The organism is Bosea sp. AS-1 (assembly GCF_002220095.1).
Taxonomy (GTDB): Bacteria; Pseudomonadota; Alphaproteobacteria; order Rhizobiales; family Beijerinckiaceae; genus Allobosea.
Window position 1 is genome coordinate 3,729,100 of record NZ_CP022372.1, and the last position, 11,655, is coordinate 3,740,754.

Consider the following 11,655-nt stretch of genomic DNA (forward strand, 5'->3'; position numbering starts at 1 on the left):
GCAGCGCCAGGCCGCGGAGCGCCTCGCGCCTAGGCCGGCTTCACATCCGCCATGTCGAGCTGCCAGCCCGAGGCCGTCAGGGGCAGCTTGGCAAGGGTGTCGCGCACCGCGATCTGGTAGATCGGCTGGAAAAGGACGAAGTAGACCGCCTCGTCCACCACCTTCTTCTGGTACTCCACCCAGAGGTCGGAAGCCTTCTTCAGATCCTCGGTCGCGGCCGCGTCACGCACCAGCTTGTCGGTCTCGGGCGGCACTTTCCAGTGCACGCGCTTGGCCACGCGCTCGACGGTTGCAGCCGCCCAGAGCAGGTTCTCGACGGCCGGCGGGTTCCAGAAGGTCAGCACGCCACCCTGCGCCTTGTTGCCGGTGTAGGTCGTGCGCAGATTGACTTGGTCCATCGGGTTCAGCTTCACCTTGATCCCGACGCGGGCGAGGTCGCCCTGGATCTTCTGCCCCAGCGTCTGGTAGGTCACGCCCGCGACCGCCGCGTTGCCATAAGCGATCTCGAACTCGAAGCCGTCGGCGAGGCCGGCCTTCTGGAGAAGCTGCTTCGCCTTGTCGAGATCCTCCTTGTAGCGGATCTGCTCGGCGATCTGCTCGGTCGAACCGTTGACGCCGATCGGCAGGAAGTTGGCCGGGCGCACGGCCGCGCCGCCACACAGGTTCTTGATGATCCCGTCATAGTCGATCGCGCAGCCGATCGCCTGGCGTGCTTCCTTGACGCCAAGCGCCTTGTTGAACTCCGGGTTCTCGGTCAACGCCATATAGACGAAGTCGAGGCTGGTCAGGCCTTCCAGCCTCAGGTCCTTGTCCCCCTTGAGGGTCGCGACCTGCTCGGGGATAAGGTTGAAGGCGATGTCGATGTCGCCGCGGCGGATCGCGAGGAGCTGCGCCGCGCTGTCCGAGATGTGACGGATGACGACGCGCTCGAAAGGCGGCTTGCCGCGCCAGTAGTTGTCGTTACGCGCGAACTGGATCTGCGCGTTGCGCTCCCAGCGCACGAGCTTGTAGGCGCCGGAGCCGGCCGAGTTGTTGTTGAGCCAGGTGGTGGCCTTGTCCTTCGTCTTTGCTTCCGGGCTGGCGTCGCCGCCATGCTCCTTCAGGAGCTTGCTGTCATAGACCGGGAAGCCGGGTGCCGCGATGATGGTGAGCAGCGGCTGGGTCGGGTCCTTCAGAATGATGTCGACGGTCTTGTCATCGACGATGTTGGTGCCTTGCACGTGGCTGATGTACTGCGCGGTCTGGTCGCCGAGATAGAGCACGCGGTCCATCGACCATTTCACGTCTTCGGCCGTCATCGGGTTGCCGGAGGCGAACTTCACCCCGTCGCGCAGCGTGAAGCGCCAACCCTTCCCATCCGGCGTGCGCGCCCATTTGGTGGCGAGCGACGGCTTGATGTTGATGTAGTCGCCGGGGCTCATCGTCACCAGCATGTCGTAGGCGGCGAGCAGCGACATGGGCGGCGTGTACTGCGCCTGGCGGGCCGGATCGAGCGTGATGGTGTCGGAGATGTCGATACCGATCACCAGCGTCGTCTTCTTGGCCTGCGCATAGACGCGCTCCGGCAAACCCGCAGCGATCGCGGCGCCGCCGACACCGAGCAGCTTCGCGAGATCGCGGCGGCTCATCCAACCGAGTTTTTCAGTCATCTGCGTTTCCCCTCCCAGGGTGCTCTCGCCGCCGAGGCGGCCGGTTGTCCGCGTTGTGCGGTTATGTGGTCTGATCGCTCCAGCCGGCCTCCTTCCGTGGGGGCGAGTGGCGAAGCTGTGCCGAATGTCGATGCCGGGCAGTCCGCCCTTTCAGCCCTCCTTCGGTCGAAAGCGCGTGACGAGGAAAGTCTCGCCGGCCTGCACTTCCTCGCCGGTCTGCTTGGTGACGGAGAAATGCAGCGTGAGAATGCCGCGTCCCTTGCTGGAAACGCGTTTTTCCGCGCAGGTGACGCGCACGCCGATCCGGTCTCCGGCCAGGATCGGCCCCTTGAAGCGCCAGTTCCAGCCGAGCGAAGCGACGCCCATGATGCGGACAGCGGATCGGTTCTTCAGTCCGTCCGCCATCGAGAGGCCGAGCAACCCATGCGCAATGCGGCCCGGAAACCCCTGCTCGCGGGCAAACTCATCGTCCATATGGACGTCGAAGAGATCCCCCGACAGGCCGGCGAAGCCGACGATGTGGCTTTCGGTCACGACGATCTTGCCGGTCTCGTAGGTGTCGCCGGGCTCGACGTCCTCGTACCAGTATTCGCCTGCGGGCAATGTCCGCCCAGTACCGCTCATGCGCTCTCCTCCGGCGGCAGCCAGCGCATCACATGCGTGCCGACAAGGCAGGGCTCGCCATGCTGGTTGACGACCTCGACCTTCGAGAGGCTGCGCCCTTTCTCCGCGTCGATACTCTCGATCTCGTAGCTGGCGGTCAGCGTGTCATCGATGAAGACGGGTTTCAGGAAGCGGATCCTGTCGTAACCCAGCGAGACGGAGACGCCCTTGGCACCGCGCTCCACGGCCCTCCGCGAGATCATCGAGGCGGTGGTCGAGAGCAATCCCATGACGAGCGCGCCATGCGCGATGCGCCTGCCGAAGCGGCTGCGCGCCGCATAGGCCTCGTCGACATGGATGGGATCGTGGTCTCCCGTGATCTCCGAGAAGGCGAGGAGATCGGCTTCGCGGATCGTCTTGCGGAATTCGGCCCGCTCGCCGATGGCGACGTGAAGCTTCATGCCCCGCCCCGCGCTTGGACGAAGCCGGCCGGCGCCGCTTGCGTCGACACGCTCATTGCGCTGCCATCCGGCTGGCCTCGGCGAGGCGCTGCGGAAGCGGCCGACGGTTCTTGCCGGCAAGGACCGCATCGAGCCCGATGCGCTCGGGCCTGAACAGCGTCGCATCCATCTGCTTGAGGTCCTTGGCGATCTTCGGCCTGAAGCCCATCCGGCCGAGCACGTCGCGCTCGAGATCGGCACCCGGCGCGATTTCGATCAGCGTCACGCCATCGCCCGTCAACGCGAACACCGCCCGCTCGGTGACATAGAGCGTGCGCTGGCCGCGCCTCGCACCATAGGGGCCGCTATAGGTGATCTGCTCGACCCGTTTCGCAAACTTCTGGTGAGGTCCATCCTTCAGAATGCCGAGCTTGCCACCGGAGAAGTCGAATTCGGTCTTGCCGGCGGTGAAGGTCGCCGAGAAGACGACCGTCCTCGCGTTCTGGCTGATATTGATGAAACCGCCCGGCCCGACGATGCGCCCGCCGAAGCGGCTGACATTGGCGTTGCCCTCCTCGTCCACCTCGGCGAAGGAGAGGAAGGCGAGATCGAGCCCGCCACCATCATAAAAATCGAACTGATAAGGCTGGTCGATCATCGCCTGGAAGTTGCGCGCGGCGCCCGCCTCGTTGCCTGAGGCCGGCGCGCCACCGATCAGGCCCTGCTCGTTGGTGAGACAGACTTCGTCGAGCACCCCTTCCTCAGCCGCGACATTGGCGATGCCAGTCGAGATGCCCGAGCCGAGATTGCAGATGGCACCAGGGAACAGCTCCATGGCGGCGCGGCGCGCGATGATCTTGCGCGGATCGAAGGGCAGCACCGGGATGTCGAACAGCGGCATCTTCAACTCGCCTGCATAGGAAGGCGAGTATTCAGTGATGTAGGTCTGCCGCTGCTTCGGCTCGACCACCACAAGGTCGACGAGGATGCCGGGGATCTTCACCTGCTTCGCCGGCAGCGTGCCGCGCTGGGCGAGCCGCTTCACCTGCACGATGACGAGCCCGCCGCAGCGCTTCGTCGCCTGCGCCTCCGAGATCATCTCGCCGTAGATCGCCTCCTGCTCCATCGTGACATTGCCGTCCTCGTCGGCCGTGGTGCCGCGCAGGAAGCAGACATCGATCTTGAAGCTCTTGAAGAAGAGGTATTCCTCACCCTTGAAATCGATCAGCTCGACAACGCCCTCGGGCGCCGACCGGCTCTGCCGCCCGCCGCCATGACGCGGATCGACGAAGGTGTGCAGACCGGTCTTGGTGATCAGCCCGGGCCGGCCGGCCGCGATCTCGCGCATGAGCTGGGACAGGGCCCCCTGCGGCAAGGTGTAGCCCTCGATCTTGTCGGCGAGCGCCATGTCCGAAATCTTCGGCGAGTTGACGAAGGTGCCGCCGATCGCACGTTTCAGCAGCCCCTCATGGGCGAAATGCCCCATGCCGAGATCGCCGCCGTCGCCAAGTCCGACCGGATGCACCGCACTGATGCCGCGCGGCGCCCCTTCGGCAAGGAAGCGCCTCTCCACCGCTGCCATCAGCGCGTCCGGCACGGCGTGGCCGCCGCCCGACCCGCCGATCACGATCGTGTCCCCATCCCGGATATGGCTGGCGGCCTCGTCGGCAGTGGTCACTCGCACGGGGGTCCTCCCGGGTTTTCGTCCAGTCAGCAGATAAAGCGGCTCACCTGTCGCGCGCCTTCGGATCGAGCCAGTCGCGCACGCCGTCGCCGAAGAAGTTGAAGCCGAGCACGATCGTCAGGATGGCAAGGCCCGGGAATGCCGCGACCCACCATTGCTGGACGAGTTCGCGCCCTTCCGCGACCATCGAGCCCCATTCCGGCGTTGGCGGCACGACGCCGAGGCCGAGGAAGGAGAGACCCGCGAAGGTGATGATCGCATTGCCGATGTCGAGCGTGACCAGCACGATCAGCGGCCCGACCGAATTCGGGATGATATGGCGGCCGAGAATGCGGACCGGCGAGCAGCCGATGACGGTCGCGGATTCCACGTATTCCTGGGAACGCTGGACGATCACCAGCGAATGGGCGAGCCGCGCGAATTTAGGCCACCAGACGACGAGCATGGCGATGATCGTGTTGGTCGTGCCGATGCCGAGCGCCGCCGCGATCGCCAGCGCAAGGATGATCGGCGGGAAGCACATGACGAGGTCGGTGAGGCGCATGATCGCTTCCTCGACCCAACCGCGCGCATAGGCCGCCACGCCGCCCAGCAGCGTGCCGATGAGAGCTCCGACGAGGACCACGACGAACCCCGTCGTCAGCGAGATCCGCGCGCCGAAGATCAGCCGTGTGAACACGTCGCGCCCGAGCATGTCGGTGCCGAGCCAATGCTGCCAGGACGGCACCTTGAGCCGGTTGGCGACATCCACGAAATTGGGATCGTAAGGGCTGAGCAGCGGCGCGAAGATCGCGACCAGTATCCAGGCCAGCACCACGGCCAGACCAAAGGCCGCAAGCCCATAACGCTTTCGCCAGAGCTGCATCTTGGTGACGGCCGGCTCCACCGCCGCCGGCGCATGCCCTCGGGCTTCCGCCGCGCTCAACGGGCCACCCGCGGATCGAGCAGCGCGTGACTGACATCGATCAGGAGATTGATCAGCAGGTACACGAAGGCGACGACCAGCGTGATGCCCATGATCGCAGGAAAATCCAGGGCCGCCGCACTGCGGAAGGTATATCGTCCGAGCCCGGGCCAGGAGAAGATCGTCTCTGTCATCACCGCCCCGGTCAGCAGATTGGCATAGGCCAGGCCGCCGAGGGTCATGACCGGGATCAGCGCGTTGCGCAGGACATGGCCGATGACCACCCGCGATCCCTTCAAACCCTTCGCACGGGCGGTACGGACATAGTCCTGCTGGATGCTCTCAAGCATGCTCGCGCGTGTCGTCCGCGTGATCAGGCCGAGCGTCGCGGCCGCCAGCACGATCGAGGGCAGGACGAGATGGGCGGCCGCGTCGCGGAGGGTCGCCCAGTCTCCCGCAATCGTCGCGTCGATCAGCAGCAGACCTGTGACGCTCGGTGGGGGCAGCGCGATCGGATCGAGGCGGCCGGGACCTGGCGCGATCTCGAGCCCGCCATAGAAGATCGCCAGCACGATGAAGGCGAGCCAGAACGTCGGCGAGGAGACCCCGATCAGCGAGACCACGCGGGCCAGGTGATCGACCCAGGTATCGCGCTTCACCGCCGCCATCACGCCGAGCGGGATGCCGACCGCAAGCGACAGCAGGAAGGAGACGGTGGCGAGCTCCAGCGTCGCCGGCACATATTCGCGGATATCGTCGAGGACAGGCCGCTGCGAGGCGATCGACTGGCCGAGATCCCCCTGCAGCAGCCCCGTCAGGAAGATCCAGTAGCGATGCCACATCGGCAGGTCGAGCCCGTAGCGCGCCCGCCATTCGGCGACGAATTCCTTGTTCGAAGCCGCGACGTCACCGAGTTGCGCCAGAACCGGGTCACCCGGCACGGTATTGGCGATGAGGAAGATGACGAGCGTCGCAAGGAGCGCCATGACCACCGTCGTGCCGAGCCGCGAGGTGATGTAGCGCAGCATGGCTTCAGCCTCGACGCACGATCACTTGTCCCGCGACGGCGCCTGCCCGGTCGCGGCCACGGATGCTGCCTGATCCGACGAGATGCTTTGCTCCCTGCATTCCCGCTCCCTGAATTTTTTATCGATTCTTCTTTTCGTCTTTTATATCGTTCTACTAGATCGATCTATCTGGCAAATTTTTAGAGCAGTTTGATGGACGGCGCAACCGTCGACCGACCATCCCGCGGCGGGAAAAGGACCGTTCGGGCGCCCCGCGCCGATGAGTTGAATCTGAAGGCCCGTCGACGGCTCCGGCTCGCCGGCAGCGAGGCCTCATAGCGTCGGGCGGCGCGGAAATCTGGAAACTTCAGCCAAACGTCGACCATCAGGGAGAACTCGAAATGACTGACGAAATCCAGGTCGAGCGCGAAGGCGCCGTCGCCGAACTCGTTCTCAACCGCCCCCGCAAACTCAACGCCGTAACGCCGGCCATGGCAGCCGAAATCGAGCGCCTTGCCCGTGAATTCGACCGTGACGACAGCGTGCACGCCATCCTGCTGCGCGGCGCAGGCGACAAGGCCTTCTGTGCCGGCAGCGATCTCAACGCCCTCGCAGAGTATGCGACGGCGTGGAAATTCCGCAACCGCATCGAGTATGCGACGGCGATCCGCAACATGCGCAAGCCGGTCGTCGCAGCGCTCCATGGCTGGGTGCTCGGCGGCGGCGCCGAGATGGCCCTTTCGGCCGACATCCGCATCATGGCGAGAAGCGCGAAGCTCGGCTTTCCGGAGGTGACGCGCGGCTGGGTCGGCGGTGGCGGCGCCTCGCAGATGCTGCCGCGCCTCATCGGCTATGGCCAGGCGATGAAGTTGCTGCTGAGCGGAGAGCCGATCGATGCCAGCGAGGCTCTTCGGCTGGGCATCGTCGAGGAGGTGGTGGAGGATGGCGGCGAGGTCGAGCGCGCCCGTGCGCTGTGCCGTCTCTTCGCCAGCTATAGCCCGGTCGCCGTCGAGTCCGTGAAGGCTGCGGTGCGCATGTCGATGAACGCCACGCTTTCGGCCGGTATCACCTATGAGAACGAGATGAACGTGCTCTGCTTCTCGGCCGGCGACCACATGGAAGGCATCAACGCCTTTCGGGAGAAGCGCGAAGCCGCCTTCGAACGTTGACACTTCGGTGGAAGGCGCGGACGTCGTCCGGTCCCGAGGCCACAAAATCGCTGGCCTGCCCCGGCACCAATTCGCGTGTGCCGGCCGCAATCCTGAGCCATTGTGGATGCTTCGAGAGCAGCGTTTCGGGGGAAGATCCGTGAAGGCGCCTTTTGACCGTCGTGGGATCGAAAAACTGATCGGCGCGATGACGCTGAAAGAGAAGCTCGGGCAGCTCACGATGCTGAGTGGCGAGCTGGTCCAGACGGGCCCCGCCTCCGCGCCGGTCACCTCCGCCGCTATCCAGAACGGCGAAGTCGGCAGCCTCCTGAACCTGGTCGGACCGGACCGCATCCGCGATGCTCAACGGCATGCCGTCGAGGGCTCGCGCCTCAAGATCCCGCTCTTCTTCTCGCTGGATGTGCTCCACGGGTTGAGGACAATGTTTCCCATTCCCTTCGGGGAATCGGCAGCCCTTGACCCGGCCTTGTGGGAAGCCACGGCCCGCGTCGCGGCGGAAGAATGCGGTGTCGAAGGCATCGACCTCACCTTCGCCCCGATGATCGACATCGCGCGGGATCCACGCTGGGGCCGCACGCTCGAAGGACCCGGTGAAGACCCTCTCGTCGGCCAACGGCTCGCGCGGGCGAAGGTGCGTGGCTACCAGACCGCCAATCTCGCCTCGCCCATGGCGATCGCCGCGACCGCCAAGCATTTCGCCGGTTACGGAGCCGTCCAGGCCGGGCGCGAATACGCCTCTGTCGACATGTCGGAGCGGCTGCTGCACGAGGTCTACCTGCCGCCGTTCAAGGCGGCGGTCGAGGCCGGCGTGGCTTGCATCATGCCGGCCTTCATCGATCTCAACGGCACGCCGATGTCGATCAACAAGCGGCTCCTGCGCGGCCTGGTTCGCGAGCGCTGGGGCTTTGACGGGGTGATGGTCAGCGACTGGAGCTCTGTCGCCGAGTTGCTGGTACACGGCGTCGCGGCGGACCCGGCCGAGGCTGCGGCGCTTGCGCTGAACGCTGGCGTCGACATCGACATGATGGGCAAGGGAGCCTATTACGACGGCCTGCCCGAGGCGCTCGACCGGGGCCTTGTCGACATGGCGACCATCGACGAGGCGGTGCGGCGCGTCCTGCTGCTCAAGCTGCGGCTAGGCCTGTTCGACGATCCCTATCGCCGTTGCGGTTCGCCAGAAGCCATCGCGGCCACCAAGGCCCAACCCGCGAGGCGCGCCCTGGCGCGCGAAGCCGCGCGCAAGTCGATCGTGCTCCTGACCCATGCCGAGGGCACGTTGCCGCTCAAGAAGAATTTGAAGTCGATCGCGGTCGTCGGCCCCTTCGGCCAAATCGTGGGCGGAAACTCGGAACCGGATACCGTCGAGCGCATCTCCGAGCTGATCGACCAATTCAAGGCTGCGTTTCCCCAGGCCGCGATATCGGCCGCAACGGGAAGCGCCGTCGAACAGCCGAGCGAGAGCGGCCTCGACGCAGCGCTAAGAGATGCGCGGCAGAGCGATGTGATCGTGCTTTGCGTCGGTGAAAGGGTCGATATGGCGGGCGAGGCCAGCAGCCGCGCCTATCCCGGGCTGCCCCAGCCCCAGCAGGATCTGGCGCGTGCGATGCTGGAGACGGGCAAGCCGGTCGTCGTCCTGCTGTTCTCGGGGCGGCCACTGATCCTGCCGGATTGGCTGGTGGAGCGCGCCAAGGCGATCCTCGCCGTCTGGCATCCCGGCTCCGAGGGCGCCGGCGCCATCGTCGACCTGCTGAGCGGGGCGCATAATCCGAGCGGCAGGCTCACAATGTCGTGGCCGGCCGATGTCGGCCAGATCCCGATCTTCTTCGCAGAACGCCCGACGGGCCGCCCGCGGCTGGAGGAAGAGCATTTTTCCAGCAAGTACCTCGATATTCCGAATGACCCGCGCTTCGCGTTTGGCCATGGCCTGTCCTACGCCAGCTTCGCGATGACCAATCCCCGCGCGACCAAGTGGACCATCACCGCGGAAGAGACCACGGAGATTCTGGTCGACGTCAGGAATACGGGGCCAATGGCCGGCGAACACACGGTATTCCTGTTCATTCGCGACCTCGTCTCATCGATCACGCGGCCTTCGCTCGAGTTGAAGGACTTCGCCAAGGTCGCGCTCGCACCGGGGGAAATGAAAACGATGCGCTTCACCTTGTCTCCCGATCAGCTCAGCTTTCTCGGCCCCGATCTCGAGCCGACGCTCGAACCGGGCACCTTCGAAATCCTGGTCGGGCCGAGCGCCGACCTGGCGCGGCTGCAAACGCTCGAGCTGCGGGTACGTCCAGCCTCGATCGGGACGGCATAGGCCCATATATGAGCAACAGATGGCCTGACGCATGAGCGCCGCGCCGCCCCTCGAGCGCTCCGATGGATAACCCTTCCGCACGGCCTGCAACCGCTTCGATGCTGGATGTTCCGGCGAGCGGCGTCCTGCACCAGCTCTGGCTCCTGATCAAGGCGATGGGCTCGTCGCCGCGGCGCGACGCCCTCCTGTTCCTGCCCGTCGGCAGCGTGGTCGTGATTGCGACCAACGCGGTGTTTCAGATCCGGCTGAACAACTGGCAGGGCGCGCTCTACGACGCTCTCCAGAACCGTGACCTCGGAGCTTTCGGCCACCAGCTCCTGGTATTCCTGTCGATCATCGCCGTCCTGCTGCTGCTCGTCGTCGCCCAGGCCTGGCTCACGGAGGTCGGCAAGGTGAGGCTGCGGGGCTGGCTGACCCGGGACCTGCTCGACGAATGGCTGAAGCCCAAGCGGGCCTATCTGCTCGCCTTCGCCGGCGAAGCCGGCGTCAATCCCGACCAGCGCATCCATGAAGACGCCCGCCACCTGACCGAGCTTTCGGTCGATCTCGGCAACGGTCTGTTGCAGGCCTCGCTGATGCTCCTGAGCTTCATCGGGGTGCTTTGGATCCTCTCGGAGCAGGTCGTCTTCAATTTCGGGCATGGCAACGTCACCATCCCCGGCTACATGGTCTGGTGCGCGATCGCCTATGCGGCGATCGGGTCCTGGCTGGCGTGGCGCGTCGGCCGGCCGCTGATCGATCTGAATGCCGAGCGCTATGCGCGCGAGGCCGATTTCAGGGTGGCCCTGATCAGGGTCGCCGAACGGTCGGAAGCGATCGTGCTCTACCAGGGCGAAAGCGACGAGCGCAGCCATCTCGACCAGACCTTTCACAAGGTCCAGTCCCTGGCGCGCCAGCTCGCCAGCGGCATCGTCTCGCTGACCTGGGTCACGTCGGGCCATGGCTGGCTCGCCATGGCAGCGCCCTTCGTCATCGCGTCGCCCGGCTATTTCGGCGGCCAGCTCACCCTTGGATCGCTGATGATCGCGGTCGGCGCGTTCAACCAGGTCCAGTACGCCCTGCGCTGGTTCGTCGACAACTTCTCGAAGATCGCGGATTGGCGGGCGACGCTGCTGCGGATCATGGCCCTGCGCGACAAGCTTCAGCATATCGAGCAGCTGCATGGCGACCAGCACCGGATCACCTTCTACGAAGCTCCGTCCGACTCCCTGATCCTGGAAGATGTGGAGGCCTACCTGCCGGGATCGCTGGTCGAGTGCGCCGCCCTGGAGGATCACAAGATCGAGCTGAAAACCGGCGAGCATGTCCTGATCGAGGGCGACAGCGCGGCCGCCAAGACGACGATGTTCATGAGCCTGGCCGGTCTCTGGCCCTGGGGCGACGGCCGCATCGGCCTGCCGCCGCGGGCGGATATGCTGTTCCTGCCGGAGCGCCCGTATTTTCCGATCGGCACGTTGAGAGTCGCCCTCGCCTATCCGGCCGACGCCCCCGACTACACCGACGAGCACTATGCGGATGCGCTCAGTTCGGTCGGCCTCGACCGTCTCGTGGAGGACCTCGACCGTGAAATCGACTGGGACAGGCGCCTGTCGCTCGAAGAGCAGCAGACCCTCGGTTTCGCCCGCGTCTTCCTGCACGCGCCGCGCTGGGTCTTTCTCAACGATTCACTGGGCGCGGTGTCCGAAAAACATCGCGCCGCGCTGATGGCTGCCTTTGCGGCAAAGCTCGGCAGATGCACCATCGTCAGCACCGACAGTGATATCGGCCGTCACTTCTTCAAGCGCACGATCCATCTCAAGCACGCCCAGCGCAGCAAATCCGGGAGAACGGCGTCGGGCAAGCCGGGGGCGCCAGCCGATCGCGTAGCTCCCAATCCAAGCTGAAG

Annotated in this window: 9 protein-coding genes; 3 read left to right on the forward strand and 6 right to left on the reverse strand. The window is 65.4% G+C overall.

From position 1 onward, the window contains the following. Window positions 1–29: 29 nt before the first annotated feature. From CE453_RS19535 to CE453_RS19560, 6 genes are all read right to left on the reverse strand, one after another. Window positions 30–1,649 (reverse strand): ABC transporter substrate-binding protein, encoded by a 1,620-nt coding sequence (locus CE453_RS19535; RefSeq protein ID WP_089176091.1) that lies wholly within the window; start codon window positions 1,647–1,649, stop codon window positions 30–32. 150 nt (window positions 1,650–1,799) lie between these two features. Continuing rightward, a complete protein-coding gene (locus tag CE453_RS19540) occupies window positions 1,800–2,273 on the reverse strand; it encodes a MaoC family dehydratase (protein WP_089176092.1) in 474 nt (157 codons plus the stop codon). After that, window positions 2,270–2,713, reverse strand: a complete 444-nt coding sequence (locus CE453_RS19545) for a MaoC family dehydratase (protein WP_089176093.1) — start codon at window positions 2,711–2,713, stop codon at window positions 2,270–2,272. Before CE453_RS19545 ends, CE453_RS19540 begins: the two co-directional genes overlap by 4 nt. Before the next feature lie 52 nt (window positions 2,714–2,765). Continuing rightward, window positions 2,766–4,376, reverse strand: coding sequence for an acyl CoA:acetate/3-ketoacid CoA transferase (locus CE453_RS19550; protein WP_089176094.1), 1,611 nt, complete (start codon window positions 4,374–4,376; stop codon window positions 2,766–2,768). A gap of 43 nt (window positions 4,377–4,419) precedes the next feature. Beyond that, the gene (locus CE453_RS19555) at window positions 4,420–5,301 is read right to left on the reverse strand and encodes an ABC transporter permease (RefSeq protein WP_198302156.1); all 882 of its coding nucleotides are present in this window, start codon (window positions 5,299–5,301) and stop codon (window positions 4,420–4,422) included. After that, on the reverse strand, window positions 5,298–6,308 hold the full coding sequence (locus tag CE453_RS19560) for an ABC transporter permease (RefSeq protein WP_089176095.1): 1,011 nt from the start codon (window positions 6,306–6,308) through the stop codon (window positions 5,298–5,300). Before CE453_RS19560 ends, CE453_RS19555 begins: the two co-directional genes overlap by 4 nt. A gap of 380 nt (window positions 6,309–6,688) precedes the next feature. Here CE453_RS19560 and CE453_RS19565 point away from each other — a divergent pair, with 380 nt between their 5' ends. The 3 genes from CE453_RS19565 to CE453_RS19575 all read left to right on the forward strand — a co-directional run bounded on the left by CE453_RS19565 (window position 6,689) and on the right by CE453_RS19575 (window position 11,653). Then, a complete protein-coding gene (locus CE453_RS19565) occupies window positions 6,689–7,456 on the forward strand; it encodes an enoyl-CoA hydratase/isomerase family protein (RefSeq protein WP_089176096.1) in 768 nt (255 codons plus the stop codon). Window positions 7,457–7,595: 139 nt separating this feature from the next. Further along, window positions 7,596–9,770, forward strand: coding sequence for a glycoside hydrolase family 3 N-terminal domain-containing protein (locus CE453_RS19570; RefSeq protein WP_248307802.1), 2,175 nt, complete (start codon window positions 7,596–7,598; stop codon window positions 9,768–9,770). A 62-nt stretch (window positions 9,771–9,832) separates the two neighbouring features. After that, window positions 9,833–11,653, forward strand: coding sequence for an ABC transporter ATP-binding protein/permease (locus CE453_RS19575; protein ID WP_089176098.1), 1,821 nt, complete (start codon window positions 9,833–9,835; stop codon window positions 11,651–11,653). Window positions 11,654–11,655: the final 2 nt, after the last annotated feature.